The organism is Pararobbsia silviterrae (assembly GCF_003628125.1).
GTDB classification, from domain to species: Bacteria; Pseudomonadota; Gammaproteobacteria; order Burkholderiales; family Burkholderiaceae; genus Pararobbsia; species Pararobbsia silviterrae.
In genome coordinates, this window is the sequence record NZ_RBZU01000007.1 from 90,062 (window position 1) to 116,296 (window position 26,235).

22 protein-coding genes are annotated in these 26,235 nt (G+C 64.1%); 7 read left to right on the forward strand and 15 right to left on the reverse strand.

Features of this window, described 5'->3' with window-relative positions; translation table 11 throughout:
• Positions 1–127: 127 nt before the first annotated feature.
• A complete protein-coding gene (locus D7S86_RS16390; RefSeq protein WP_121087935.1) occupies positions 128–1,537 on the reverse strand; it encodes an ISNCY family transposase in 1,410 nt (469 codons plus the stop codon).
• Positions 1,538–2,242: 705 nt separating this feature from the next.
• On the opposite strand from D7S86_RS16390, the gene D7S86_RS16395 reads away from it, so the two are divergent.
• Both D7S86_RS16395 and D7S86_RS16400 read left to right on the forward strand, forming a co-directional pair.
• On the forward strand, positions 2,243–2,446 hold the full coding sequence (locus D7S86_RS16395; protein ID WP_121087936.1) for a hypothetical protein: 204 nt from the start codon (positions 2,243–2,245) through the stop codon (positions 2,444–2,446).
• A gap of 66 nt (positions 2,447–2,512) precedes the next feature.
• Complete coding sequence (locus D7S86_RS16400) at positions 2,513–3,289, forward strand: YkgJ family cysteine cluster protein (RefSeq protein WP_240648240.1); 777 nt, start codon at positions 2,513–2,515, stop codon at positions 3,287–3,289.
• Positions 3,290–3,450: 161 nt separating this feature from the next.
• Here D7S86_RS16400 and D7S86_RS16405 read toward each other — a convergent pair whose 3' ends face one another.
• The 4 genes from D7S86_RS16405 to D7S86_RS16420 form a co-directional block, all read right to left on the reverse strand.
• On the reverse strand, positions 3,451–4,218 hold the full coding sequence (locus tag D7S86_RS16405) for an alpha/beta fold hydrolase (RefSeq protein ID WP_240648241.1): 768 nt from the start codon (positions 4,216–4,218) through the stop codon (positions 3,451–3,453).
• 236 nt (positions 4,219–4,454) lie between these two features.
• The gene (locus tag D7S86_RS16410) at positions 4,455–7,343 is read right to left on the reverse strand and encodes an autotransporter outer membrane beta-barrel domain-containing protein (RefSeq protein WP_121088116.1); all 2,889 of its coding nucleotides are present in this window, start codon (positions 7,341–7,343) and stop codon (positions 4,455–4,457) included.
• 345 nt (positions 7,344–7,688) lie between these two features.
• Positions 7,689–8,771, reverse strand: a complete 1,083-nt coding sequence (gene cobD / locus D7S86_RS16415) for a threonine-phosphate decarboxylase CobD (RefSeq protein ID WP_121087938.1) — start codon at positions 8,769–8,771, stop codon at positions 7,689–7,691.
• A gap of 6 nt (positions 8,772–8,777) precedes the next feature.
• Positions 8,778–9,773 (reverse strand): CobD/CbiB family cobalamin biosynthesis protein, encoded by a 996-nt coding sequence (locus D7S86_RS16420; protein WP_420813251.1) that lies wholly within the window; start codon positions 9,771–9,773, stop codon positions 8,778–8,780.
• A 202-nt stretch (positions 9,774–9,975) separates the two neighbouring features.
• On the opposite strand from D7S86_RS16420, the gene D7S86_RS16425 reads away from it, so the two are divergent.
• Positions 9,976–11,454, forward strand: coding sequence for a cobyric acid synthase (locus tag D7S86_RS16425; RefSeq protein ID WP_121087940.1), 1,479 nt, complete (start codon positions 9,976–9,978; stop codon positions 11,452–11,454).
• A gap of 112 nt (positions 11,455–11,566) precedes the next feature.
• On the opposite strand, the gene D7S86_RS29180 is transcribed toward D7S86_RS16425, so the two are convergent.
• A complete protein-coding gene (locus tag D7S86_RS29180; protein ID WP_147432364.1) occupies positions 11,567–11,881 on the reverse strand; it encodes a hypothetical protein in 315 nt (104 codons plus the stop codon).
• Between D7S86_RS29180 and D7S86_RS16435 the strand changes: the two genes are divergently transcribed.
• The gene (locus tag D7S86_RS16435; RefSeq protein ID WP_147432365.1) at positions 11,880–12,128 is read left to right on the forward strand and encodes a hypothetical protein; all 249 of its coding nucleotides are present in this window, start codon (positions 11,880–11,882) and stop codon (positions 12,126–12,128) included. The genes D7S86_RS29180 and D7S86_RS16435 overlap by 2 nt on opposite strands.
• Before the next feature lie 16 nt (positions 12,129–12,144).
• Here the strand turns inward: D7S86_RS16435 and D7S86_RS16440 are convergent, their stop codons facing one another.
• Positions 12,145–13,107, reverse strand: coding sequence for a PDR/VanB family oxidoreductase (locus tag D7S86_RS16440; protein ID WP_121087943.1), 963 nt, complete (start codon positions 13,105–13,107; stop codon positions 12,145–12,147).
• 13 nt (positions 13,108–13,120) lie between these two features.
• Positions 13,121–14,161, reverse strand: a complete 1,041-nt coding sequence (locus D7S86_RS16445) for an aromatic ring-hydroxylating dioxygenase subunit alpha (protein WP_121087944.1) — start codon at positions 14,159–14,161, stop codon at positions 13,121–13,123.
• A gap of 138 nt (positions 14,162–14,299) precedes the next feature.
• Between D7S86_RS16445 and D7S86_RS16450 the strand changes: the two genes are divergently transcribed.
• A complete protein-coding gene (locus D7S86_RS16450; protein WP_121087945.1) occupies positions 14,300–15,226 on the forward strand; it encodes a LysR family transcriptional regulator in 927 nt (308 codons plus the stop codon).
• 75 nt (positions 15,227–15,301) lie between these two features.
• Positions 15,302–16,201, forward strand: coding sequence for an NAD-dependent epimerase/dehydratase family protein (locus D7S86_RS16455; protein WP_121087946.1), 900 nt, complete (start codon positions 15,302–15,304; stop codon positions 16,199–16,201).
• Positions 16,202–16,206: 5 nt separating this feature from the next.
• Here D7S86_RS16455 and D7S86_RS16460 read toward each other — a convergent pair whose 3' ends face one another.
• From D7S86_RS16460 to D7S86_RS16490, 7 genes are all read right to left on the reverse strand, one after another.
• On the reverse strand, positions 16,207–17,037 hold the full coding sequence (locus D7S86_RS16460) for a sugar phosphate isomerase/epimerase family protein (RefSeq protein ID WP_121087947.1): 831 nt from the start codon (positions 17,035–17,037) through the stop codon (positions 16,207–16,209).
• 99 nt (positions 17,038–17,136) lie between these two features.
• A complete protein-coding gene (locus D7S86_RS16465; protein WP_121087948.1) occupies positions 17,137–17,751 on the reverse strand; it encodes an NIPSNAP family protein in 615 nt (204 codons plus the stop codon).
• 12 nt (positions 17,752–17,763) lie between these two features.
• Positions 17,764–19,524 (reverse strand): FAD-dependent oxidoreductase, encoded by a 1,761-nt coding sequence (locus D7S86_RS16470; protein ID WP_121087949.1) that lies wholly within the window; start codon positions 19,522–19,524, stop codon positions 17,764–17,766.
• A gap of 2 nt (positions 19,525–19,526) precedes the next feature.
• On the reverse strand, positions 19,527–20,327 hold the full coding sequence (locus D7S86_RS16475) for a shikimate dehydrogenase family protein (protein ID WP_121087950.1): 801 nt from the start codon (positions 20,325–20,327) through the stop codon (positions 19,527–19,529).
• Between the two features lie 47 nt (positions 20,328–20,374).
• The gene (locus D7S86_RS16480) at positions 20,375–22,924 is read right to left on the reverse strand and encodes a branched-chain amino acid ABC transporter ATP-binding protein/permease (RefSeq protein WP_121087951.1); all 2,550 of its coding nucleotides are present in this window, start codon (positions 22,922–22,924) and stop codon (positions 20,375–20,377) included.
• Positions 22,921–23,790, reverse strand: a complete 870-nt coding sequence (locus D7S86_RS16485) for a branched-chain amino acid ABC transporter permease (RefSeq protein ID WP_121087952.1) — start codon at positions 23,788–23,790, stop codon at positions 22,921–22,923. Before D7S86_RS16485 ends, D7S86_RS16480 begins: the two co-directional genes overlap by 4 nt.
• Before the next feature lie 33 nt (positions 23,791–23,823).
• On the reverse strand, positions 23,824–25,083 hold the full coding sequence (locus D7S86_RS16490; protein ID WP_121088117.1) for an ABC transporter substrate-binding protein: 1,260 nt from the start codon (positions 25,081–25,083) through the stop codon (positions 23,824–23,826).
• A gap of 317 nt (positions 25,084–25,400) precedes the next feature.
• Between D7S86_RS16490 and D7S86_RS16495 the strand changes: the two genes are divergently transcribed.
• The gene (locus D7S86_RS16495; RefSeq protein ID WP_121087953.1) at positions 25,401–26,219 is read left to right on the forward strand and encodes an IclR family transcriptional regulator; all 819 of its coding nucleotides are present in this window, start codon (positions 25,401–25,403) and stop codon (positions 26,217–26,219) included.
• Positions 26,220–26,235 lie beyond the last annotated feature (16 nt).

Sequence of the window (26,235 nt, forward strand, 5' to 3'; positions counted from 1 at the left end):
TCTATCTTGCTCAAACACGACATTAGGATATTGCTCTTACATCTATGTCGAGGCTGGATAGAGATGTCGGGGTTGCCGCTAAATAGAAATGTCGTAGTGGGGGGAAGCGGAGCAGGGTGGTGGAGTGCTAGTGTGGCTTACCGATCTGCGTATTCCAGCGTGGGCTCGAGCGTTCCAGGGCCTGTTTGAAGTCCTCGTCAGTCATCGCGCGCGAGGTCTTGCGACCCTCGCGATTCAAGTGCTCGCGCACCGCTTCGCCGCGGTTCGTACGTGAGGGCGCTTGCGCACGTCGATCGTCACGCTGCGCCTGCATCGCCTGGGCCACCTGCAAGGCTTGTCCCAGGCGTTTGTGATCGACGACGGCACCCGGATCGAGCTCGGCGAGCCGGTCATACGGCACATACGGCAACGACACGCCATCGGCCCAGATTTCAATGCGGCCGTCCGGATACTCGACCACATCGATGTATTGGTGGATCAATGCCTGATTCGCCGGCGTGTCTTCGAGCAGATAAATCACCCGGTCATACTGCACGGTCAGCACGTGGGTGACCTTGCGCAACACGCGCCAGGTCAGGATCCGATCGAGATCTTCATCGTCGCGCAACGGCCGATGTGCATCGAAGGCGCTCCTCGGCGCCTTGGCGAAGCGTGCGTTGTAGTCGGCCATAAAGGCGGGCGCATACGCATTGGCCGCCTCCTTCGTATCGATGCCGCGCAGCCGGAGTTCCTTGACCAGACGGTCCTGCAAGGTCAAATGCGCACGTTCGACACGGCCCTTGGCCGCGCTGCTGTTGGCACACCAGGTCTCGATGTTGAGCTCGTACAAGGCCCGCCCGTATTGGGTAATGCCCATCCGTCCGGCGGTCGCCGGTGGATGGCGGAGATGAAACACCGAGGCCTTGTCGCTGTAAAACGCCACGGGCTTGCCATAGCGCTCCAGATACGCGCGCGTCGCTTCGAAATAGCTGAAGGTCGATTCGGTCGCCGTGAGGTGCAACATCATCAGCCGGCTCGTCGCGTCGTCGACGAAGACGAGCAGCGTACAGATCGGCGCCCGATCCTCGAACCACGCGTGCTCACAACCGTCGATCTGGATCAGCTCGCCGAAACACGCACGACGTGCGCGTGGCTGATAGATCTTGGGCAAACGTTGTTTGCGCGGAATCCATAGGCCGGCGTCGCACATCCATCGGCGCAATGTTTCCTTGCCGATTGTGATGCCGTGGCATTCATAAAGCTTCTCGCGTGCCAGCGTCGGACCGAAGTCGAGGTATCGCTCGCGGACCAACGCCACAACACGCGCTCGAACATCGATCGGCAACTCTCGATTGCTTGGATGGCCACGCTGATGCGACACCAATCCGCTCGGGCCATGTTCGCTATACAGGCGACACAGCCGAGCAATCTGCCGCACGCTCAGATCCAGCCGCTCAGCGGCTTGCCAGACCTTAAATCGACGCTCGGTGACCGCTGTGATGATCTTGACTCGTTCCAGTTCGCGCATGCTGACCGTGATCAATCCGTGCTTGCTCATGATGGGCTCCGCGACGTCGCTGCCTCACAGCGTGCACCTCGCAGCCCGGAAATCGGACATTTCTAATGAGCCAGAATCGGACATTCCAAACGAGCCCCTACACCAAAATTATTCACAATTGATCTTATGTAAAGTAAAGAAACGGCAGGCCATACACTCGTGGCGAATCGATCGAAGTCATGCTTTTTCGAGCGACGTGTCTGGACCCGCGAATCTGGGCCGTCGCAGTCTGCGGTCTAACTCGATTCAGTACGTACCGAAGGTCGGCCTCGACCGCCCAAGAGCGCTTCAAAACCACCACAGCAACACAGCAACACACGTCAGTAACGGCAATCGGGTCCCCGATGTGTCAAACAGGCCGACAACCACTCCACATATCGGTTTATATGCATCTGTTCATTTAAGTAGGGATCCGAACTGATGTACCCGTCTACCGTGTGACCCGACACATTGGTTACGAATTCCTTTCGATTTGCATGCGCGCGCGGATCAGCCGTCCGGCCGCCACGGCGCGTCAATCGATCACACACCCTAATTTTGATGAAGGCGTCGCCCGACGCTCGCGCGTGAGCAGCCAGCTTCAGCCAGGCCGACTCTGTGTCGGACTATTACTGAGAAAGCGCGATGTAAGAACGGTATTGGAGAATAGGCGCCTTCGCACCGGCAACCGGTCCCTTGCAACTGAACAGAGCGCCACGGCGCGGCATGCATGACATGACGCCTCTGCCGCTCAAAACCGAATTCGAGATCCATCGTTCCGACGCGCTTCCGGCGCTTGACCGCGACACGGCCCTGCTTCGCATTGCTTTGCTTTGCACGGCAGGTCATCGTCCCGGCGATGGCCCGCTGCGCGAATCCCACGCCTGCGGTCCGGCTGATGCACGCACGCGATTCGATCGATTTGATTGACCCATGAATACCTCACCTCCCCACGTAGCGTCTGCCCCTCCGGCAATGACGCACTTCGCATGCACGATGTGCGGCAAATGCTGTCAAGACTTGAGGCTACCCCTCAGTGTCGCGGAAAGCGTGTCGTGGATTCGGCGCGGCGGCACCCTCGAAGTGTTTTGCGATGCCGTGCCCTGGCCCGTCGAGCCGGCGGCCGACGATGTCCCTGCGCAGCACAAACGTCGAGTCTCGTTCGCCGCGGCAAGCGGCAGTCAGCCGATTCGCGTGATCGTGACCCTCGTCGCGGCATTCGACGGCCCGTGCCCCAACTTGCGCGACGACATGCGATGCGACATCTACGATGAGCGTCCACGCGTGTGCCGCATTTACCCCGCAGAGGTCGTCCCCTATTTGAAATTCGTGCCCGCGAACAAACTGTGCCCGCCCGAGGCATGGTCCGCGACGCACCCGCCGTTCGAACAGAACGGCCGCATCTTCGACGCGGAAACCGCCGAAATCATTCGGCAATCGCGCGAAACGACCGCGCAAGACGCGGACGTCAAGCAACGTGTCATGGCTTTGCTCGGATTCACCGCCGCTGCATTTTCAAACGAGGGATTTGTCATCTACACCCCCGATCCGGCGGCTGCGCTTGATGCGCTCGAAACCGCGATCGCGGCCGCTTCGTCCCCCATGTCGATCGAAGCGATTCATGACTGGACTTTCGTTTCCAACCAGCAAGAGACCGTCGAAGCGCTTCGCTCGATAAAAGCGAAGGCGACGGCAAGTGATCCGCATGATCCGCAAGAAGGCCCCGCCTTTCAGTATCTCGGATTCCGTCCGGCTCAAAGTGCGTCCCACTAGCCGACGCAATGGCTGCACGCGTGGCGGGATGCGGCACGCTCAGCCACGTACACGCGAGACGGGACCGCTCCAATGTCTTGCGTACATCCGCCTCGATTCAGCGCCTTAAACATCCGAAAGGCCCCGGCGAAACATCCCGAAGCGAAGCCATACATTCGACGTCAGCGTCCGCACGCGGGCGCAACGCGCAACAAGTCGGGCCACACCGCGCGCCAGTCTCCGTCATGCGTCATACCGGGCACCACGCGCGTCTGCGCGCATCGCGGACCCGTTTCGTCGACAAAGCGTTCTGCGACAGCCGACGGGACGACATGGTCGTCCGCACCGCTGAAGTGAATCTGCGGAATTGACGCCACTCGCTTCGCGAAGTCGATTGGGTTCTCGGACTCGGGCATCTCGGACACATTGTGTAACTGATTCACATACGCATCGTCGAGATTACCCGCGACAGTTCGGATCGATCCGATATCGGTCCGCCCGGCCGCCACCAGCACCGCCAACGCTCCGCCGCCCGAATATCCGATGAGTTCGATCTGTTGCCCCTGCGCGCGCGCGGCAATCTGGCTGATCGCATCGTTCATCGAGGCCACAACCTCGGGCGCGTAGCGTTTGCCCGTCCAATAGGGAATACCACAGGTCGGATTCACCGCCATCGGTGTGAATTGGCAGGGGCGCGCGAGATAGACGACGTTCGGCGCCGGATCGATTGCGGCAAGCTGAAGTCCCGTCGCTTGATGCGGTGTCGGATCGAGCGAGGGCTGCGTCCGCGAGATCCACGCGAGCCCGTCCCCTTCGATATAAAGATGAATCGGCTCGCGCGGCGACGATATTTTTGAATACGCCGTGAGCACGAACGTCGGCGTGACGATGCGTTCACGCTGCAGTCCCCCCGCCTGCGCCAACGTATCGGCATGCTCGACCGGATCCATCGTGCTGCAGCCCGCTGCGAAGCACACCATCAACGACACGATTCCGAGCCACGCGATGCGCGTTCTCGGTCGCGTTTGGACCTCGATGTCGTCGTGTGCCTTCGCGCGTCGCCGCGCGTGCCCACGACAGTCGCTCCCGCGACCGTTCGACAACGAAGAAGAGGACCCTGCCCCATGCACGCCAATCGTTCCATCTTCACGCATCGGGTTTCAAGTCCTCCTTGGGCTCACAACGCTCAGAAAAGCTGGCGAAGACGCAGCATACCCGCTTGCGCGACATAGCCCGACCCTGCGTCGAGCTCGTAACGCGCGGTCACGCTCAGGTTGTTCGCGCGCAGCAGCGTCACGCCCACGGTCGCGATGACCTCATTCTCGACGGGACTCGCGCTCGACGACGTGAAACTCAGCGCGCCCGTCGGATCCGCGATGAAACTCGCTTGCGTCGTGCCACGCGTGTTGTCGTATTCATGCCGCCATGCGAGTTGCAGTTCAGGGACCACCACGCCATAGGCCGTCGGCAAAGCACGCGAAAGTTTCGCTCCGATGTCGGTCGTGACGGATGTCGTGTGCGCCGCGCCCACCGACAATCCCGTGCCGTCGCCATCCGATTCGACGTACGCGCTCTGATGCATATAGCTATAGGTCAAACGCGCAAGCGGCGTCAGCGTGGCCGGTCCGACCGCGAGCGGATACCCCGCCTCGGCGCGCGCCAAATATTGCGTGCCGCTGAAACTGCTGCCCGACTCGCCCGATACACCCGGGAAATCGACGATACGTTGCGCATCGAAGCGCTGCTGCACGATACCGGCGGTCAGATCCACATACCAAGGCTGCCCGATATAGCTCGCATAGCCCATGAGACCGTATGCGTTGACACGCGTCGTGTCGCCGGCCGTGTCTCCGGTATTGTTGATCGCCGAGTTGCTGTAGCTGAACACACCGCCTGCGCGCCATGCATCGCCGATCGATCGGTCAACGCCGAACAGCAAGCCGCCGAAGTTCGCGCTATACCCGTCCACGCCGTCACGATCGCCTTGGCTCGCATGTCCGCCGAACGCTTGACCCCAAACCCCCGTGTCGGGACTGCCTTCGCCGGCCGATACGCCGCTCTCGCCGTCGCGCTGCGCGACACGCAGGGTATCGGCGTGATCCGAAATGATATTGAGCACGTCCGTCGTCGGCGCGAGCGCCGCGCGACTGGTCGCGCCCTGTGTGATCGGATTGAGCTGCGCGCCCGCGCGATTCGCGGCGGCCGCGCCCTGCGCATCGGCGCCGAGCGCGGCGTTATACAGATTCAACAGCGTGGGATTCGTGAGGCCCGTATAACGCGAGAGCGCCGACAATGCCGCGATGGCATTCGCTGTCGTCGCGCTGGTCGTCAGCGTCTGACCTGGCGTACCCAACGTGACGACGAGATCGTCATGTCCGCCGATCATCACGCTACTGCCCGTCGCCGCGATCGTGCCGGCCGAATACGTCAAGCCCGAGCCGTATTCCGCTGTCCCGGCGGTATCCACGACGATGAAACGCTGACCCGCGGCGAGTGCGTACGATTCGGGAACGATCGCGACATTGCCCGCGGTCATCGTCGTATTGCCCGTGACGATCAACTCGCTGCCTTGCGACGCGCCTCCGGCCTCGACCTGCAACGCCCCGCCCGTCTGACTATAGTTGCCCGTGATCGTGATCGGCTGGGCGAGCCTCAGCACTGCCCCCGTGTTCTCGACGGCGCTTTCCGCGCCGGCCAGCACGATGCCGTCGTTAAGCAGGATATTTCCCGATCCGAAGGTCACATTCGCGCCCGCATCGCTGTCCGTGATCGTGCCGATGGCGCCGTTGTAGCCGGTCAAGATACCGAACGTCGCGCCCGAGCCGCCGAGGATCGTCAGATCGTTCGACGACGCGTTCAAGATATTCCCCGCGATCACACCCGAGTTCGCGATCAACTCGAGCGACGCGCCGGTTTCATTGTTGATCGCATTGCCCGAACTCACGATCGCGCCGCTATTCGACAGCGTGGTCAGCGTGCCGCGATTGTCGATGCCGGTCGTACCGCCCGAGATCGTCCCTGAGTTGCCGAGCAACTCAATCAAGCCCTTCGTCAGAATGCCTTGCGCGCCGCCGGAAATCGTTCCGGTGTTCTCGAGATCGGTGATCGTGCCCGTCGCACCGACATAGAGGCCGCGCGATCCCGATCCGCTCGCGCTGACCGTGCCGTTATTCGTCAACGACGCGATCGAGCCAAGATTGAATATCCCGTTCGTTGACGCCCCCGATGCGGCAATCGTGCCGGTGTTGACGAGCGTCGCGATCAACCCGCCCGCATTGTCGATGCCGGCAGACCCGGCTCCGCTCACGAAGATATGTCCGGAATTGGTCAGCGAGCCGATGGTCCCCGAGTTGTAGATGCCCGTCGCGGACCTCCCCCCGGTCACGGTAATCGATCCGCTGTTCACGAGCGTACCGATCGACTGATAGTTCACGATCCCAATCGCATTCGCGGATGCCGCGGAGCCCCCTGGGCCGTCGATATTCGACGTCGTGCTGTCGACGATCAGCGACCCCGCGTTCTTGAGCGTATCGATCGTGCCGTTGTTCGCGATGGCCTGCCCGCGATCGCTGCTTGCGTAGATCACGCCGCCGGCGTTGTTGACGAGTTCCGTGATCGTCGTTTCATTGTCGATCGCTCGACGAAGCGCCGAAATCGTCCCCGAGTTCGTCAACGATCCGAGCGACGCTTCATAGACGCTGATCCCCGTCTGCCCGAACGAACGAATCGTCGCGCCGGCCGTGTTGACGAGCGCGGTCGCGGTCGTCTGGCTCGATGACGTGCCCGCGATTTGGACGGCGATCGTCTGACCCGTCGTCGTTCCGCTGTTCGTGAAGGTGCCGAGCGTCGCCCCGACGCTGGTCGTCACGCCAGTACCGGAAGTCGGATTCACCGATGCGCCCGAGTTGACCGTGAAGTCGCCCGACGACCAGGTCTGCGTCGCCGACTGCGTGCCGGTGATCGTCGTATCCGCGTAAGCGGATTTGGCGGGATGCAGCAACATCGCAATCGCGGCGGTCAGCGCCAATGAGCATGCGGAGCGCGCGGGAATAGCGATTTTATGTTTGTTATTCATCATGAGGTCACATTGAGTACGGCATTCGATCGACATCGCATGCGATAGGCCCCTTCACGTTCGCCGTGCCTATTTAATATCCCCCTACATCACGTCTTGCTTGCGTATGCAAGGCAAGCCGAAGCGACGCTTAAGGGATTTTTGCAGAGCGCGCAAAACAAAATGACCGATGGATCGACACATTTGGTTTTATCGACGCGTCATGCGCATTTCTTTAATTTCTTTAGGGCGCGGCGCAGCGAATGTCTTACGAGATATTCTTAAAACGAGGTTCAATCCGCTTTTAAAGCAGCTTGCAAATTCATTGCCTTTGCGTTCGCAGATCGATTCACGCGGGACGTGCCGTCACGACGCGCTCGATGCGCCCCGCCCTGCCTCAATCTCTTGACGGACCGCGCTAAGCGCGCCCTCCAATCGCATCCATTGCGCTTCGTCGCGCGGCAGACCGAAGCGCAATCCGTCGACCTGCTCGAATCGGCGAATCCAGATGCCCCGGCGCGCAAGCCCGTGTTGCCAATCACGCGCGGTGTCTTCTCGAACCCAAGCAAAAAGCGGCGTGTGCGATACCGACATGAAGGACGTGCCGAGCAGCGCCGCTAAACGCGCACCCTCATGTTCGAGACGCGCACGCGCATCGCATTGCCATGCCGCATCGCACAGCGCCGCACGCGTAACGATGCGCGACGGCCCCGACACGCTCCACGGTCCGCGCATCGTGCGCAGCGCACGATCGACGCGCGCGCCGGCGAGCACGAAGCCGACACGCGCGCCCGCGAGTCCGTAGAATTTGCCGACCGAACGCAACACGATCAGTGCATCATTTCCAACATACTGCGCGACACTCAGCGTCGGCATCGCCTCGACAAAAGCCTCGTCGACGATCAGCGTGCCGCCGCGTGCGGCTAATTGCGCGGCCCAATCCATGATGATCTGCGTCGACCATCGCTCGGCTCCCGGGTTGTTCGGGTTCACGAGCACCAGATGCAGGAGATCGTCGGGAAGTGGTTGCCCAGGGTTCAGCACGAACGCCGCCTCATGCGCGAGATCGCCGAATTGCGGGGTCACGAAGCGCGACACCGGATAACCCGCGTATCCGAATGCCGGCGCGTATTCGCCGTAGGTCAGCAAGGCGATCCCGACGCGTCCGCGCGGCAACACGGACGGCAGCATGCGGATCGCGGCCTGCGTGCCCGCGACCGCCAGCGCGCGCGGTGCGCCATAGTGGTGTGCGGCGACCGCTTCGAGATCGTCATCGTCGTCGGGCAAGCGCAGCCAGGCCTGCGCGTCGATCGATGGAACGGGATAACCGACGGGATTGATGCCGGTCGAGAGATCGAGCCACGTCGCGCGCGGAATCCCATAGCGGGCCGCGGCTTCGGTCAGATTGCCGCCGTGCGGAATCGGCGTCGTGCGATCAGGATCGACCATGGGTGTTCAACGTCCGAAAAGAATGGCAGCCACGGCGATCAACGACAACGCCGCAAGCCAGAGCGTCATCGCGCGCTTGACGAGCGCAAGCGCGCGTCCGACGTCTGCCGCGCGCGGCGCCGGCCCGCAACCGAGCGTCGGCCGCGCTTCGAGCGCGCCATGGTAAAGGGCGGGTCCGCCGCAGGAGACGCCGAGGCTGCCCGCGCCGCTCGCCATGACGGGCCCCGCGTTCGGGCTGTCCCACGCATGCGCCTGCGTACGCCAGCATGCGAGCGCCGCGCGCAGATTTCCGCATAGCGCGTACGACAACGCGGTCAATCTCGCCGGCGCATAGTTCGCGAGATCGTCGAGACGCGCGGCCGCCCAGCCGAAATACTGAAACCGAGGGGTCCGATATCCCCACATCGCATCGAGCGTGTTGACGAGACGGAATGCGAGCGCACCCGGTCCGCCCGCGACGGCAAACCAGAACAGCGCGCCGAATATCGCGTCGTTGCCGTTTTCGAGCGCCGATTCGATCGCGGCGCCCGCGACCGCCGATGCATCCGCCTGCGACAGATCGCGCGTCACGACGCGCGACGTCAGCGCGCGCGCGTGCGACAGATCGTTCGCATGCAAGGCGTGCTCGATCGGGGCGATGTGATCGACGAGGCTGCGCGCACCGAGCGCAAACCAAAGCGCCGCGACATGCAGCGCGCACGCGAGCGCAAAAGGAACGTGATCGATCAGCGCGATCAGTGCGGCCACCGGAGGCACGACGGCACCGAGCCAACTCGTCGCACCCGCGATCCGTATCACAGACGAATGCATATTGCCCGGCACACGCGCGGCGACATCGCGATGGGCGCCGTGCGCCGGATTCACGCGTCGTTCGATCCACGCGGCCCATTGTCCGAACATCACGAGCGGATGCGCGCGCGACGGTTCGCCGAGCACAGCGTCGACAAGCACGCCTGCAACGCATAACGCCCCCATCAGCGCCATCGAGAGCCCGCTCAACATTCGAAACACCGGCGTATCGCCGTCCTTGTCGCCCCCGTACCTATCTCACGCGGGCGCTCGCGCCATTTGTTTTCCATCGTTCCGTGCACAGTCCTGGTCCTTTCCGACGATCGACGCTTCGGCGCGATCGCGGGTGACATAATACGGCCCGCCGCGCGAGACATCGATTCGGTCTCGCCATCTCGCCCTTCAGGACACGCGCATGGCCGCCAGCACATTGATGATCCAGGGCACGAGCTCGGACGCCGGAAAAAGCACGCTCGTGGGCGCGCTGTGCCGGCTCGCCGCGCGTGACGGCAAGCGCGTCGCGCCGTTCAAGCCGCAAAACATGTCGCTCAACAGCGCGGTCACCGCCGACGGCGGCGAGATCGGTCGCGCGCAAGCCTGGCAGGCGCTCGCCGCCGGCATCGCGACCGAAGTCGATATGAACCCCGTGCTGCTCAAACCGAACAGCGACCTCGGCGCGCAGGTCATCGTCCACGGTCATTCGCGCGGCAATTTCGAGGCGCGCGCATATCACCACTACAAACCCGTCGTCATGCAGGCGGTGCTCGAATCGTATGAACGTCTGCGCGCGAAGTGCGATCTCGTGGTCGTCGAAGGCGCGGGCAGCCCCGCCGAAATCAATTTGCGCGAAGGCGATATCGCGAACATGGGATTCGCGACCGCCGTTCAATGCCCCGTCATCCTCGTCGCGGATATCGATCGAGGCGGCGTTTTCGCGCAGATCCTCGGCACGCTCGCGTGTTTGCCCGACGACGAGCGCGCCCTCGTCAAGGGGATCGTCATCAACAAGTTTCGCGGCGACGTCGGACTCTTGCGGCCGGGAATCGACTGGATCGAGGCGCAGACAGGCAAACCCGTGTTCGGTGTCGTGCCGATGATACCGGGCCTCTGGCTCGATGCCGAAGACATGCTGCCGCATCCGGCGCACGTCGAACGAACGCAAGGCGATGCGCACGTGCTCAAGGTCGTCGTGCCCGCGCTACCGCGGATCAGCAATCACACGGACTTTGATCCTTTGCGTGCGCATCCGCAGGTCGATTTTCATTTCGTGCGCGCGGGTGAGCCGCTTCCCGCCGCGGATCTCGTGATCCTGCCGGGCAGCAAGAGCGTTCAACGCGATCTCGCGTGGCTGCGCGAGCAAGGATGGGAGACGCATCTCAAGCGTCATCTGCGATACGGCGGCAAACTCATCGGCATCTGCGGCGGCCTGCAGATGCTCGGGCGCGAATTACATGACCCGCTCGGCATCGAGAGCCCGGTCGCGTGTACGCCCGGATTCGGCCTGCTCGACTACGTGACCCGTCTGGCGCCGCACAAGCAACTCGTCAATACGACCGGGTGCATGACGACGGGTGCACGTGCCGCGGTGCGCGGCTACGAAATCCATATGGGTGTGACGGAGGGTCCTGCGCTTGCGCGTCCCCTGTTGAGTCTGCACGGCGAAGATGGGCTCCGTCATGACGGAGCGATCTCGGAGGACGGACAGATCCTCGCGACCTACCTGCACGGTCTTTTCGACTCCCCCGATGCGTGTGCGGCCCTGCTCAAGTGGGCAGGCCTCGACGATGCGATGCGCGTCGATCATGAGGCGCGACGTCTGGCCTCGATCGATATGCTTGCCGATGCGGTCGCGGCAAGCCTCGATCTCGAAGCGATCTGGCGGGCCGTCCGATAGGAATACGAGGCCGGACCCGCGAGTCCGGCCTCTTTCCTGCACGTCGACACACGTTCGAACTCAGGCGCCGACGCATGAATCATCATGCATCGGGCCTCGTCGACCGAGATCCTCAGCCGTTCGCCTTTGCGGCCTGCTCTTCTTTTGCGAGCAAGCGTTTCGCTTGCGGATCGCCGCTCGCGGCTTCTTTGGCGGTCTGCGCCGGGGTCTCCGTGGCTTCGGCGAGCGCGGCCCGCGCCGCGCTGCTGATCGACACGTTCGTCGAAGCGGCCGGCGCACTCGCCGACGCGGATGACGAGGACGACGATGTACTCGATTGTTTCGGGGCGTTCGCGCTTGCGCTCGATTGCGTCTGCGACGCCGACGCTGCGTTCGCGGCGAGGCCCGCATTCGCAGATTGATTGCTGAGTGCCTGTACGGCCATCATGAACCTCCATCGATTGAAAATCATGCCGGGATTCGGCATTGACTTTATCGACGCGGTCGACAAGGCCTTGAGCGCTATATTTTTCGCCGGCGAAGCCGAACTTAAGGTGCTCATAAGCGTGCGACGATGCCGTCCGCCTGAGCCGCGCCTAAGCCCTGTTTATTCGAAAAAAAGCGTTCCCTTCGGCTTGACGAATGTTGTAAGCCTCGTGATTTTTGCCTTGGAAAATCGCTTAAAAATTGCCTAAATAATCACACCACGCCTTAAAGATCGAGCACGATCCGCGGCGACAACGCGCGCGAACAGCAGATCGCGATATGCGAATGCGCGTCCTTCTCCTCGACGGACTGCACTTCGTCGCGATGGTCGACGCGTCCCGATACGACACCGGTCAGGCATGACCCGCAAATGCCCTGCTCGCATGACAAGGACATCTCGATCTGCGCGTCGCCGAGCACGGCGGCGATGGTCCGGTCCGCGGGCACGATGAATATTTTCCCGCTCGACTTGAGCTCGACCTCGAACGTGCCGTCGGCATCCGTCGGCCCCGTATGCGCGCTCGCGGCGAACGCCTCGCTGCGGATCTGCGAAGGCTGCCAGCCCGCGGCGATCGATTGCGCTTTGAGGTGGTCCATGAACCCGCCCGGTCCGCAGACATAGACGAGCGCGTCCGCGTCGGGCACGGCAAGCGCGTCGGGCAACGCATCGCGCAGACGTTGACCCTGCGCGCCGAGATGAATGAACACGCGCCCTGACGCGAAGCCTTCGCGAAGCACGTCGAGATACGGCACATCGTCTTCGCTACGGCCGTAGAAGTGAAAATCGAACGGCTTACCTTGTGCGGACAATGCGCGCGCCATCGAGATCAGCGGCGTGACGCCGATACCGCCCGCGATCAGCACGTAACGCGCGGCCTCGTCGAGCGCGAACGCGCAACGCGGCGCCGAGATCCCGAGCGCCTGCCCGACGCGCAGCGTGTCGTGAATCCACGTCGACGCGCCGCGCGAATCGGCCGCGCGCCGCACGCAGATCTCATAGGCATCCCGGTCCGACGGGCCGTTGACCAAGGAATACTGACGCATCAGGCCGTGCGGCAACACGACGTCGATATGCGCGCCCGCGTCGAACGCGGGTAACGGCGCACCGTCGGCGGCCACGAGCCGAATGCGCGCGTCGCGCGCGCCGGCCGCGCCAATCTCCGATACCGTGACTTCGATCGTTCCCATCGCGATCTCCTTCTCAAGCGGCGAGCAACGCGCCGAATCCCATCTTGCGCAACCCCTTGCGATACGCAATCGAGCTCCGATCGGCCGGAATGTGCGCTTCGAGTGCCGGATCGAGCGGCAAATACTCGGGCCGTTGCGTTTCGACGAGCAGACGATCCTCTTCAAACACGCGCAGATTGAAATCGTGCACGGCCTCGACGGGCAGATCGGTATCGAAGTTCTTCGCGATCGGCGCAAACAGCCGCGTTTTGCGCGACGACACCGGCGACGCCGCATTCATGATGACGAGGCGGCCGTCGTCGGGGAAATGCACGGTCAGCGTCGCCGTGAACGGCAGATGCACTTCGAAATGCCGCAGCCATTCGAATCCCGGCTGGCCGCGCTGCGTCGCCCCGATCGGATAGTTGCCGACGTCGCTCCGGTAATCGGCATGGAAGCCCTCGGCCGTCTCGACCGTCGTATAGGCCGGGACTTCCGTATTCGCGGGATCGCCGAAGGTCTCGGTATGCACCCAGCCGAAATGCGCGACGTCGAGGAACCCCTCGATCTGGCGTCCCGCGAAGCCGCCGATGTCGAACTGCGGCACCACGATTTGCTGGAATCCCGCGTCGTCCCAGTGCGGCATCTTCGGGATCACGGGTTCGCTCGATTCGCCTTGCGGCACGCCGATACACGTCCAGATCAGGCCATATCGCTCGATCGACGGATACGTCCGGAGATGCAGCTTCGCGGGAATCGCCGAATCCGGGCTCGCCGGGATCCGATTGCACCGGCCTTGCGCACCGAAACGCAGACCGTGATACCGGCACACGACGCCTTGTCCGTCATGCGTGCCGATGCTCAAGGGTACGCCGCGATGCGGACAGATATCGCGCGCGACAACGAGTTCGCCGTCGGCGCGATAAATGACGAGCGGTTCATCGAGCAGCGTCGCCGAGACCGGCGCATCCGTCACCTTGCTGCTCTCGGCGACCGGATACCAATGCGTCGCGAGACGCTGCCAGTCTTCCTGGCTGAATGTGCAATTCGGCGGCGGCAACAGGTGTGTGTTCATCAGGGACTCGCGTGCGTCGTGAAGCGTTGCGGGGCGTCGGAGCGACGGATGTTTTATGTACGGCTTGATTTTTTCAGATCGGACCGTTCCAATAAACAATCGATTTCTCATTCACCCGTTGCAAAAAAGTCAAAATCCATGATTGCCTTCTCGCGCTTTACCGGTTATTTCAACGCGATCATCGAACACGGCAGCATCCGCAAGGCCGCCGACGCGCTGCACGTCTCGGCGTCGGCGATCGACCGGCAGATCCTTCAGGCCGAAGAGGCGCTTGGCGCGCCCTTGTTCGAACGCATGTCGGGGGGCCTGCGTCCGACGGCGGCCGGCGAAGTGTTCGTTGCGCTCGTACGCGAATGGCAGCGCGACTATCGTCGCGCGCTCACGCAGATCGATGAACTCCAGGGGCTCAGGCGCGGTCATGTCGACATCGCGATCATCGATGCGCTGACACAGAGTTTCGTCGCGCCGGTCATCGCGACACTCGCGAAGGAACGGCCCGGCCTGACCGTCGGCGTGCGCGTGCTCGATAACGAGGCGGTTGCGCAGAGCACGGCGTCGGGCGATGTCGACTTCGGGCTCATGCTCAACCCGCGCTCGATGAAAGACCTCGAAGTGCGGCGCTCGATCGACGCGCCGCTCGGCATCGCGTTTCGCCCGGGGCACGCGTTCGAGGCGCGCAAGGAGGTGCGCCTGAGCCAGTCGCTCGACGAGCGCCTCATCGTCCCTGCCGCGCCGCTCGTGATCCACGAGCATGTCGCGGCGCTGTTTCGCCGCAGCGAAATCGATATCCAGCGCTTCATGGCCTGCAATAACACGCACATGATGCGTTCGCTCGTCGATCACGACGTGGGCGTGGCCGTCTTGTGCTGGCTCGACGTGGCGTCGGACGTCGCCAGCGGCAAGCTCGGCTTTCGCAAGCTCAAGGATGCCCACGTCGAACCGTTGCGGCTCCATCTCTGCGTCGCGCCGCGCCGTCAGTTGTCGCATGCGGCGACCGAGGTCCTGCGCTACGTCGAAGCCGGCATGCGCGATGCGCATACGCCTCGCTCAATCAGTGGAAGATGATGCAAAAATGGAATACTATTCCAGAACACTGAATGATCCGGCACACACGGATCGCAACGACAGGAGACGGCGGCAATGCGAGTGCTGGTCACGGGAGGGAGCGGGTTTCTAGGAACATGGGTCGCGAAGCGACTGCTCGAACGCGGCATGGACGTGCGCGCGTTCGACGTGCGCAACGACGATCGCCTGATGCGCGCGGTCGTGCCCGCGCATGCGGATCGCGTCGATTGGCGCACGGGCGACATCGCCGATACCGCGACGGTGCGCGACGCGATGCGCGGCTGCGAAGCCGTCATCCATCTTGCGGGCGTGCTCACGCAGACGTGCATGCAGAACCCGATACTCGGCGCGCAGATCAATCTGATCGGGACATTGAACATCTTCGAAGCGGCGCGCGCCGAGGGCCTGCGTTCGGTCCTCTACGCGGGCAGCGCCGGCATCTTCGGCCCCGGCAGCGGCGCGACGCCGTCGCCCGAAACGCACTACGGTACGTTCAAGCTCGCCTGCGAGGGCTCGGCGCGCGCGTACTGGAACGATCACGGCATCGCGAGCTTCGGCTTACGCCCGCTCGTGATCTATGGCGCGGGACGCGAAAGCGGCGCAAGCGCGGGCCCGAGCGTTGCCTGCAAAGCGGCCGCGCATGGCGAGGCCTATACGATCCCCTTTACGGGATCGACGGGTCTCATCTATGTCGACGACGTCGCCGCAACTTATGAGGCTGCGTTGCTGCACGCGTTCGAAGGCGCGCATGCGTTCACACTGGCCGGCGAGATCATGTCCGTGCAGACCGTCATCGATCGCATCGTGTCGATCGTGCCCGATGCGCGTCTCGATGCCGCGGGCGCACCGCTGCCGATCGCGACCGCGTTCCCGCACGACGATCGTCTCTCGACGCTGCTGCCGAATCTGCCGCATACGTCGCTCGACGACGGTCTGTCGCAGACCGTCGCGTTCTACCGCGCGCAAGCGCGCTAAAGCGGTTAGGCCTTGACGCCGATCACATCGCGCGCGGCGGCCAGCGCCTGCTTGGCCCACGCGAGCGGCCCCAAGGCGGGCGCGCGCACATCGTTCGGAATCTCGATGCTCACGGGCAGATCCGCGGGCAACGCGCTCCAGAGTCCTTCGAGATCGATCCCGCCCTCGCCCGGCAGCAGGCGTTCGCAACGCGCCGTGTGAATCAGCTCCGCATCGGTCGCGGGGATTCCCGCGGGCGCGTCGCAGATCTGCGCGTAGTGCAGCCATTCGCGCGGCAAGGCGCGGACTTCGTCGAGCGTCGTATCGGATCGTCCGAAATGCAGCGCATCGACCAGCACGCCCGCGTTCGACGGCTTGCCCGCGAGTTCGACGAGCTGCACGGCGCTGCGCAAATTCTTGACCGCGGTCCACGGCATGAACTCGATATCGGCGCTCAGCCCGAACGGCTTCGCGAGCTCGCATAGCGTCGCGTAGGCGTCGGCGCGTCGCACGGGATCGCGGTCGTCGCATCCGACGAGCACCGCGCGCGCGCCGAGCTTCGCGCCCACCTCGAAGAAACTCAGATACGCGCGAGGATCAAATGTATCGTTGATCCGCACGATTTCGAGGTCAAAGACACGTACGCCCGTGTCGCGCAGGCGCGCCAGCGTGTCGTCGAGCATCGCGGCGTCGGTCATCAGCGAATACGCGATGCCGCCCGGCGCGGCCGGCAACAAGCGAAAGCTGACGTCGTCGTATCCGGCCTGGGCGGCGACCGAGACCAGTTCGGGCGGCGTTTGCGAGAGCGCCGTCAAGTGAGCGAGGGAAAAGGCCGGCCTCGATACGGCTTGCGTCATGGAACAGTCTCCGGTTAGGTACGCGGCACGCCTGGCAGGCGCGCCTGTCGAACGGCGATACACAGCGATACACAGCGATACACAGCAATACGCGCCGCGTTACTTGAGCGGCGAGACCGCCATCGGCACGAACACCTGCGAATGCATCGTCGTCGTGAGCCAGTCGGGTCCGCCCTTCGGCGGCCAGATGCCCTGCTTGACCGAGTCCGCACGCGCCGCCGCGCGTTCGTTGAGATCCGCGTACGGCCAGATCTGCGTGAAGCGCGGCGTGCCGTCGTAGGCGAACATCGCGGCCACGCAACGCGAGACCTTGTCGCGCGCGGGCAGATCGCGTTCCCATGCCTGGAGGGTCGGCCCGAGTCCGCCGGTCTTGAACTTGTAGGTCCGGATCTCGTAGACACCGCCGTATTCGCCGGCAACAGGCGCGGGCAGCCACGCAAAGCCTTCGTAGCTGTGCATCTCGAGATCGACGAGGTATTCGCCGCACCCGAACGGATCGGCGGCAAGCAAGGTGCGCTTGCGTTCGGCCAACATGTCGTCGGCGGTTTCGAAGCCGCGCAGCACGGCGAGCTGATTCAGATCCCCGATGTCCGAGAACCAGACACCGTGGAGGGTGCCGCGCGCGGCGGCGTCGCGCGCGAACGCATCGACCGCGGCCGACGCCTTCTGCGCGGTCCCGAAGCGAATCGTCAGCACGGCAAGCTCATAAAACATCGTTCTCTCCTGTTATTGCACAACCGTTTGGACGTCCGCACCGGACGTCTCGTGAACAAGGGATCGGCCCGCCGCGTCATGCGCGGCGATATAACCGAAAGTCATCGCGGGGCCGAGCGTGATGCCGCCGCTCGGATAGCGTCCGCCCATCACGCTCGACATATCGTTGCCGCACGCATAGAGACCGCGCACGGGCGCACCCGTCGCGTCGAGCACGCGCGCATTCGCATCGGTGCGCAGACCGGCGAACGTGCCGAGGCTGCCCGGCACGACCTTGACGGCATAGAACGGACCGTGCTCGATCGGCGCAACACACGGATTCAACGGATGCTCGGCATCGCCCTGCACGCGGTTGTAAGGCGTGCCGCCGCGGCCGAACTCGGGATCCTTTCCGTCGCGCGCGAACGCGTTATACGACGTCACGGTCCGATCGAGCGCCGCGGCATCGAGCCCGCATTGCGCGGCGAGATCGGCAATCGACTTGCCGCGCTTGAGATAACCCGAGCGTAGCCAGCGGCCGAACGGAACCGGCGTCGGCTTGACCGCGCCGAGGCCGTATCGGCGAATGAAGCGATGGTCGCAGACGAGCCATGCGAAGACGGGCTCGCCGGCGGGCACCGCATCGAACAGCGCCTGCATGAAGTCGTAATACGAATCGGCTTCGTCGACGAAGCGCTTGCCTTCGCGCGTGACGGCGATCACGCCGGGCTTGCCGCGCTCGATCAAATGCGGATAGACGCCCGTGCTGCCGTCGCTGCGCTCGACGAGCGACACGGGCGCCCACGCGCCGGCCGCCGCGATCGGCGATTCGACGGCGCCGCCGGCCGCTTCGCCAAGCCGGATGCCGTCGCCCGTATTGCTCGGCGGCGCGGCCGACCAGTGTTCGCGCCCCGTCGGGGCATGCGCGAACAACTGGCGCTTGCGCGCGATATCGTGCGGAAAGCCTCCGCATGCGAGCACCACGCCGCGTCGCGCGTGAATCTCGATCTCGCCCGACGGCGTCGCGACACGCGCGCCGCATATCGCGCCGTCACGCTCGATCAAGCGCTTGACCGAGTGTGAAACCTCGATCGTCACATTTCGATCGAACGCCGATTTCGCGAGACGCGCGACCAATGCGTTGCCGTTCACGAGATGCATGCCGCGGCGATAGAGCAGCAGATCTTTGAGATGCGTCGTGACGCGTCGCACGACGTGCCGGAACGATGCCCACGAACGCGTCGCCTTGAGGAAGTGGCGCAAATCGGCACCCGATGCGATGCCCATGCCCCAAAGCGACACGAGATCGAGCGGTGGCCGCAGCTTGTGGATCTGCGCGCCGAGCTCGCGTCCGTCGAACGGCGCGGCGCAGACCGAGCGGCCGCCGAGCACGGCGCCCGGCGAGCGGCCATGAAAATCGGGAATCCCGTTGCCGTCGATGAACTGCAGCGCTGTGTGCGTGCGATAGAACTCGACCATCTCCGGGCCGTGTTCGAGAAACGCGTCGATGCGCGCATCGTCGTAGAACGCCCCGAGTTCGTGATGCAGGTACGTACGCGGACCGTCGTCGTCTTCACGGATGCCGGCGGCCACCGCAAGCGGATTGCGCGGAATCCACATCCAGCCGCCCGACCACGCGGCCGTGCCGCCGAACACCGCTTCTTTCTCGACAACGATGACATCGAGCCCGAGCGAGGCGGCCGTCACGGCCGCCGAGAGCCCGCCCGCGCCCGCTCCGACCACGAGCAGATCGCACGTTCGGGCGGCTTGAACCGGTCCCGCTCGGCCGGACATGATCAGGCCTCCCCGATGAGGAAATCGACCATCAGACGCAGTTCCGCGCCGAACATGTCGACGCCGACGCTCGCACGGCATCCCTTCGCGCGCGCGGCCTCGATCCACGGCGACACGAGCGGCGACGTAATCACGCACGCCGCGAATGCATCGGGCGAGAGCTTGTCGACTTCGACGGGATACGGATCCTCGGGACGCATGCCCATAGGCGTCGCGTTGACGACCATCTCGAACCCCGTCGGATCGGCGCTGCCCGCTTTGACGCGCGCGCCGAAGCGATCCTTGAGTCGCGCGATCAACGCATCGCGGCGCGTCGTGTCGGCATCGTGAATCGCGAGTTCGGTCGCGCCGGCTTCGAGCAGCGCGAGCGCGATCGCGGTGCCTGCCCCACCCGCGCCGACGAGCAGCGTGCGCTTGCCCTTCGGATCGCCGCCCTGCGAGGCGATGCCGCCGAGCATGCCCATGCCGTCGAACATCTCGCCGTGCCAGCTGCCGTCTTCATTGCGGCGCAGGATATTGACCGAGCCGAGAAACTCGGCGCGATCGGTCGCGGTCTTGCAGTGCGCGTAGGTCGCGAACTTGTGCGGAATCGTGACGATGATGCTGTCGCAGTTCTTCGCGAGCGAAAGCCCGCCGATGAACGCATCGACGTCCTGCGTCGTGACCTGGATCGGAATCACGACGGTGTCGTGACCGCGCTCGTTGAGCATGCGCGTGACGTTGGCCGGAGATTTCACTTGGGCGATCGGGTCGCCGATGATGGCGATGACCCGTGTTGCGCCGCTCAAGGTGGCATAGCTCATGATGTGTTCCGTAAAAGATAGGGAAAGGCGCGCGCGATCGAATCGATCTACGCGACGTACTGCGTGCGTTCCTGTTCGCCGGTCACGCCGAGCAGGCGCGCCTGCAAGGCGGCATCGCCGGCGAGGGTCTGGGCGGATCCCGCGAACGCCATTTGTCCGTTGACCATCACGTACGCGCGATCGGCCATCGGCAGCACGCTCTCGGCGTGGTGCTCGACGATCACGAGGCTCGCGCGGCTGCGCAACTGGACGACGGCTTCCATGATGTCCTTGACGACCGCGGGCGCGAGACCTTCGAACGGTTCGTCGAGCAGGATCACGCGGCTCGGCACCATCAAGGCGCGCGCGATCGCGACCATCTGGCGTTCGCCGCCCGAGAGCGCGTCGGCCTTCGACTTCTGCAGGATCTTGAGTTTCGGGAACAGGCCGTAGATCTCATCGAGACTCGCGCCGCCCTCGCGCTGCGCGAGCACGAGGTTTTCGAGCACGGTCAGGTTCGGGAACAGGCGCCGCCCTTCGGGCACCATCGACAGACCGAGCCGGTTGATCTCGTGCGGCTTCGCATGCGTGATCTCCTTGCCGTCGAATACGATGCGCCCCGCGCCGATTTGCGCGACACCCATCATCGCGCGCAGCGTCGTACTCTTGCCGACGCCATTGCGGCCAAGCAGCGCGACGACTTCGCCCGCGCGGATCTCCATGTCGAGCCGGTCGAGCACCTGGCTGCCCTGATAGCCGGCGCACAGTTGCTCGATCTTGACGATGACCTCGCCGCTGCGCGCGTGATGCGCGGCCGTCGGCATCGCGATGACGGAGGCCGATGCGGGCGCTTCGTCCTTCGATTTGCCGAGATAGGCGCTGATCACGTCCGGATGATTCGCGACGTCGCGCGGCTTGCCGTCGGCGATCAGCCGTCCCTGATGCAGGACGGTCAGTCGATCCGACAACGCGATCACGCGGTCGATATCGTGTTCGATCAGCAGCACGGCATGCGTCGAAGCCAGACGCCGGATCAGCTTGCCGACGATCTCGCGATCGGCTTCGGCAAGGCCGGCAAGCGGCTCGTCGAGCAACAGGAGCTTCGCATCGGTCGCGAGCGACACCGCGATTTCGAGCAGACGCTGTTCGCCGTGCGAGAGATTCGCGCATTTTTCGGCGGCGCGGTGATCGAGGCCGACGGCCTGCAGCAAGGTCCAGGTCCGTGCGTTGATCGCGTCGATCCGGTACGCGTCGCGCCAGATCGCATGACGCTGCGGACTGCGCGCCTGAACGGCGACGCGCACGTTCTCGAACGCGGTCAGTTCCTTGAACACGCTCAGAATCTGGAACGAGCGCGCAAGGCCCAGACGCACGCGTTCAAACATGAGCAGCCGATTGACGTTGCGGCCCTCGAACACGATCTCGCCCGTATCGGGCCGCAGCAAGCCGCTGAGCATATTGAAGAACGTCGTCTTGCCCGCGCCGTTCGGACCGATAAAGCTGTGCAACTGATACGGCATCACATCGAGATCGATGCCGTTGGCCGTCACGATCGAGCCGAAGCGTTTGCCGAGATTGCGCACCGACAGGATCGGCTTGTTCGGGTCGCGCACGATCTTCGTGCTTTCGAACGGTTCGATGACCGCGGGGCGCGGCGGGATCTCGTCGCGCACGAGCGTCCAGCGCGTACGGCGGCGCAGGCGCTGGAAAAAGCCCTGGATGCCTTCGGGCGACAGCAGCGCGACGATCACGATGATCGGCGCGAAGATCAGCCACCAGTTTTCGGTGATCGCGCTGAGCTTGTCCTGCAGCAGCACGAAGCTGATCGCGCCCCAGAGCGGGCCGAGAAATTGATGGACGCCGCCGAGCACGACCATCAGCAACGCGTCGCCCGCATGCTGCCAGCTCAGATTGTTCGCATAGACGCCCTGCACGAGCAGCGCGAGCAAACCGCCCGCATACCCGACGACGGCCGCCGAAATCGCGAACGCGACGAGTTTGACGCGATACGTGTTGTAGCCGAGGCTCGACACGCGCTGCTCGTTGTCGCGCAGCGCCTGCAGCACGCGCCCGAACGGCGAATGCGCGAGCCGCCAGAGAAAGCCCATCGCAAGTACGATCGTCACGATGCTGAACGCGTGAAATGCCGTCATCGACGTGAGCCACGGACGCGCGACATCCTGCATGCCGTTCTCGCCGCCCGTGAAGTCGGTCCATTTGAACGCGACCTCATAGGCGATCTGCGAACACGCGAGCGTCAGCAGCGAGAAATACAGGCCGCGGCGGCGCAGGATCACGAGCCCGACGATGCCGCCGAGCGCGAGCGAGAACACGATAGCGAAGACGAGCGCCTCGATTTCGTTCGTGAAGATGCTGCGCATGCCGATGCCGACCGCATAGCTCGCGCAGCCGAAGAACACCGATGCGCCGAACGGCACGAGGCCCGTGTATCCGACGAGCAGGCTCACGCCCGCGCCGTAGAGCGTATAGATCGCGATCTCGGTGATGCGGCTCAGCGGAATGCCGAACTGGACCGCGCCGAACGACAGCGCCGCGAAAACGAGCGCGACCCAGAGCAGCGGATGACGCAGCACGGATGAGCAAGGATTGGAATTCATTCGAAACGCTCCCAACGTTCACCGAACAGGCCGCGCGGCCGCACGAGCAAAATGACCGCCATCAGCACGTACATCGCGGCGCCCGATGCCTCGGGTTTGAACTGGACGGTCAGCGATGTGACGATGCCCACGAGCAAGCCCGCGACGACCGCGCCCGCATACGAACCGAGCCCGCCGATCGTCACGATCACGAAGGCCGGCATGATCGCGTCGGACGCCATCGAGGGCGTGACCGACCAGAGCGGCGCCGCGAGCAATCCCGCGATGCCGGCGATGCAGCAACCGAGGCCGAACACGCCGGTCAACACGCGCGGCAGATTGATGCCGAGCATGCCGACCATCTCGGGGTCGCGGCTCCCGGCGCGAAGGATGCGGCCGAACGGCGTGTAGATCAGGCCGGCCCAGAGCAGCACGAGCAATACGACCGTCGCACCGAGCACGGCGAGCCGATACGTCGTCAACAGCACGGGACCGAGCACGACGAAGCCCGACAGGAACGGCGGCGCGTTGAACGGTTGACCGCCCGCGCCCCAGAACTGCCGGATCACGGCTTCGATGAACAGCGCGAGCCCGAAGGTCACGATGAGTCCGATCAGCGGCTCCTTGCCGTAGAGCCGGCGGATCAGCGTGAGCTCGACGATCATGCCGACGAGCCCCGCGAGGACCGGCGCGAACACGACGGCCGGCCAGCCGTATTGCTGCTGCAGCGTGACCGCGAAATACGCGCCGAGCGCGAAGAACGCGCCGTGGGCGAAGTTCACGATCCCGAGCATGCCGAAGATGACCGACAGACCGATCGCGATCAGCACGTACAGAAAGCCGAGCACGAGGCCGTTCGCGACTTGAGACAGCAAGAGTTCAAACATGCCGAGCTCCTTGGACGCAGAAAGAGACGCGCATCAAAGCGGACCTATATGGCAGCCGACGTCGGCTTCGCTGCCATAGAGCGCATCGAGACCGGACGCGTTGTCGGGAATCGTCTTCTCGATATCGAGGAAGTCGTAAGCATCCGGAATCTTCGGCTTGACCTTCGCGACGAGGATCGGCACGAGCATCTGGTGATCCCACGCGCGGTAGTAGGCCGGCATCGGACGGTTCGCATCGCGCCAGCCTTCGAGCGACTTGACGATCGCGGCGGAATCGACGGATTTGGCCGCGTCGATCGACTGCAGCAGCGAACGCATGACGAACCAGCCGAGCCATGCGCGATCCGGCGCGGGCCGCTTGAATTTCTTCGCGTACTCGGCCGCGAACGCCTTGTCTTCCGCCGCGTTCGCGGGATTGTTGAAGTACCAGTCCTTCGAGTAGTAGCCCGTTGCGGCCTCTGGTCCGACGCCCCAGATGTCGCTGTCGGCCGAGCCGATCTGCGCGATCGGAATCTGCCCCTTCATGCCCATCTCGTTCCATTGCTTGAGGAACGTCGAGACGTCGCTGCCCGACAAGCCGCTCACGACGACGTCGGGCTTGGCCTGGCGAATCTTGAGGATGTACGAGGTGTAGTCGGGCGTGTTCAGCGGCGAGGCGTCCGCGCCCGCGACCGTGCCGCCCGAGGCGATCAATTGCTTCTGGAATTGATCGCTGACGTCCTGCCCGAATGCATACGACGCGGTCAGGAAATACCAGTGCTTGCCGAGCGTCAGCAGTTGCTGCGACATCGCGCGGACCTGCGGCTTCACCGGCAGATGCGCCCGGAACGTATAGCGATTGCAGGACTTGCCCGTGAGTTCGTCGGCGGCCGCGTTCGGCGCGATGAACGGGATCTTCGCGCGATTCGCGAGGGCGCTCTCCGCGAGCGCATTCGCGCTCGTGCCGCCGCCGACGACGGCGACGACCTTCTCCTCGTCGATGAGCTTCTGCATATTCTGCTGAGCGCCCTGCGGGCTCGGCTCGTCGAGCCAGATCAATTGAACGGGCCGGCCGAGGACCTTGCCGCCCTGCTCTTCGAGCGCGAGGTTTGCGCCCTGCATGAGGTATTCGGAGTGGATCGCGACAGCGCCCTGCTTCGCGAGCACCATGCCGATCTTGACGGTGTCGTCGGCGCGCGCTGTCGCGGGCAGCGCCGCGGCCAGCATCAGACTCGTGATCGCCGCGGCCGACCTCGTCGTGGTCGTCCAGCGCGAGGGGGCCGCAAGTGCGGTCGGGCTCGTCGAAATACGCATGCTCTGTCTCCGTTGTTGATATCCGGGCGGCGAGAAATCCCGCCGCGCCATGTCTTGCTCGAATCCGAACCGCTGAGCGTGCGCACGGCCTTCTGCGTGCCGTGCGTCCGTGGCCGCGGAGCCTGTCCCCCGCTCGCGATGCGCATGACCCCGTCTCCGGTCGGGTTCGCATCGTCGGTCGATTGCCGTGTTTTTTGGAATCATATTCCAGTCTTTTGCTTTTTGGAAATTATTTCCATAGACTGGATGCAGTGCGCCAAGTACCATCCACGCTGATCGAACGGCTTCATTCACTTACACAAACAACGGTCCGATACATGGCAGGCCCTACGACCCGAACCTTGAACGTGCTCGAGCATCTCGCGACGCACTTCGAAGGCCTCCCGCTGATTGCGATCGCCGACGAGCTCGGCATGCCGCGTAGCGCGGCGCATCGGCTGCTGACCGAACTCTGCGATGCGGGCTATGTGCGCCAGGTGCGCGCCCACGGCGACTATGTGTTGACGACCAAGCTCGCCTCGCTGGGTCTGAGCTATCTCTCGAACACGGGCGTGCAGGACATCGCCCAGCCGATCCTCGACCGGCTCGCGCTCGAATCGGGCGAGTTCGTGCGGCTCGGCGTCGTCGACGTCGACCACATCGCCTGGCTTGCGCGCGCGCAGGGCGCGCGTTCCGGGCTTCGCTACGATCCGGAAATGGGCATGGTCGCGCGGCTCTCGTGCACGTCGGCGGGACTCGCCTGGATGCTGACGCTGCCCGATGAGAAGGCGATCGAACTCGTCTCGAAGCAAGGCTTCGGGTCGCGCGAGGAATATGGCCCGAACGCGCCGCAGACCGTGCGCGAATTGCTCGCGTGCATCGAGGCGTCGCGCAAGCGCGGCTACAGCATGACCGTCGACATGTTCATGCCCGGGATGGCCGCGATGGCCGCGCCGATCCGGCGCAGGGGACAGGAAGCGACGGGCACGGTCAGTATCGCGGGGCCGTCGTCGCGGCTCACCGAGGAACGCATGATCGAACTCGCGCCGCGACTGCTCGATGCCGCAGGCGAACTCGCGGTCGCGGGCGGCGCGTCGCTGCTTCAGCGGCGCTCGCAACTCGCGCCCGGGCACCCGGTCCTGTCGTCAGGCGATTGATCGGCGGGCCGCGACG

What these genes read in the sequence shown, in the direction of transcription:
- D7S86_RS16495 (WP_121087953.1), top strand. Translation starts at nt 25,401, where the DNA reads ATGGCAGGCCCTACGACCCGAACCTTGAACGTGCTCGAGCATCTCGCG.
- D7S86_RS16435 (WP_147432365.1), top strand. Translation starts at nt 11,880, where the DNA reads ATGAACCTCCATCGATTGAAAATCATGCCGGGATTCGGCATTGACTTT.
- D7S86_RS16410 (WP_121088116.1), bottom strand. Translation starts at nt 7,343, where the DNA reads ATGAATAACAAACATAAAATCGCTATTCCCGCGCGCTCCGCATGCTCA.
- D7S86_RS16460 (WP_121087947.1), bottom strand. Translation starts at nt 17,037, where the DNA reads ATGACGCAAGCCGTATCGAGGCCGGCCTTTTCCCTCGCTCACTTGACG.
- D7S86_RS29180 (WP_147432364.1), bottom strand. Translation starts at nt 11,881, where the DNA reads ATGATGGCCGTACAGGCACTCAGCAATCAATCTGCGAATGCGGGCCTC.
- D7S86_RS16395 (WP_121087936.1), top strand. Translation starts at nt 2,243, where the DNA reads ATGCATGACATGACGCCTCTGCCGCTCAAAACCGAATTCGAGATCCAT.
- D7S86_RS16455 (WP_121087946.1), top strand. Translation starts at nt 15,302, where the DNA reads ATGCGAGTGCTGGTCACGGGAGGGAGCGGGTTTCTAGGAACATGGGTC.
- D7S86_RS16485 (WP_121087952.1), bottom strand. Translation starts at nt 23,790, where the DNA reads ATGTTTGAACTCTTGCTGTCTCAAGTCGCGAACGGCCTCGTGCTCGGC.
- D7S86_RS16440 (WP_121087943.1), bottom strand. Translation starts at nt 13,107, where the DNA reads ATGGGAACGATCGAAGTCACGGTATCGGAGATTGGCGCGGCCGGCGCG.
- D7S86_RS16400 (WP_240648240.1), top strand. Translation starts at nt 2,513, where the DNA reads ATGTGCGGCAAATGCTGTCAAGACTTGAGGCTACCCCTCAGTGTCGCG.
- D7S86_RS16445 (WP_121087944.1), bottom strand. Translation starts at nt 14,161, where the DNA reads ATGAACACACACCTGTTGCCGCCGCCGAATTGCACATTCAGCCAGGAA.
- D7S86_RS16405 (WP_240648241.1), bottom strand. Translation starts at nt 4,218, where the DNA reads ATGGATCCGGTCGAGCATGCCGATACGTTGGCGCAGGCGGGGGGACTG.
- cobD (WP_121087938.1), bottom strand. Translation starts at nt 8,771, where the DNA reads ATGGTCGATCCTGATCGCACGACGCCGATTCCGCACGGCGGCAATCTG.
- D7S86_RS16480 (WP_121087951.1), bottom strand. Translation starts at nt 22,924, where the DNA reads ATGAATTCCAATCCTTGCTCATCCGTGCTGCGTCATCCGCTGCTCTGG.
- D7S86_RS16475 (WP_121087950.1), bottom strand. Translation starts at nt 20,327, where the DNA reads ATGAGCTATGCCACCTTGAGCGGCGCAACACGGGTCATCGCCATCATC.
- D7S86_RS16490 (WP_121088117.1), bottom strand. Translation starts at nt 25,083, where the DNA reads ATGCGTATTTCGACGAGCCCGACCGCACTTGCGGCCCCCTCGCGCTGG.
- D7S86_RS16465 (WP_121087948.1), bottom strand. Translation starts at nt 17,751, where the DNA reads ATGTTTTATGAGCTTGCCGTGCTGACGATTCGCTTCGGGACCGCGCAG.
- D7S86_RS16450 (WP_121087945.1), top strand. Translation starts at nt 14,300, where the DNA reads ATGATTGCCTTCTCGCGCTTTACCGGTTATTTCAACGCGATCATCGAA.
- D7S86_RS16425 (WP_121087940.1), top strand. Translation starts at nt 9,976, where the DNA reads ATGGCCGCCAGCACATTGATGATCCAGGGCACGAGCTCGGACGCCGGA.
- D7S86_RS16390 (WP_121087935.1), bottom strand. Translation starts at nt 1,537, where the DNA reads ATGAGCAAGCACGGATTGATCACGGTCAGCATGCGCGAACTGGAACGA.
- D7S86_RS16420 (WP_420813251.1), bottom strand. Translation starts at nt 9,773, where the DNA reads ATGTTGAGCGGGCTCTCGATGGCGCTGATGGGGGCGTTATGCGTTGCA.
- D7S86_RS16470 (WP_121087949.1), bottom strand. Translation starts at nt 19,524, where the DNA reads ATGTCCGGCCGAGCGGGACCGGTTCAAGCCGCCCGAACGTGCGATCTG.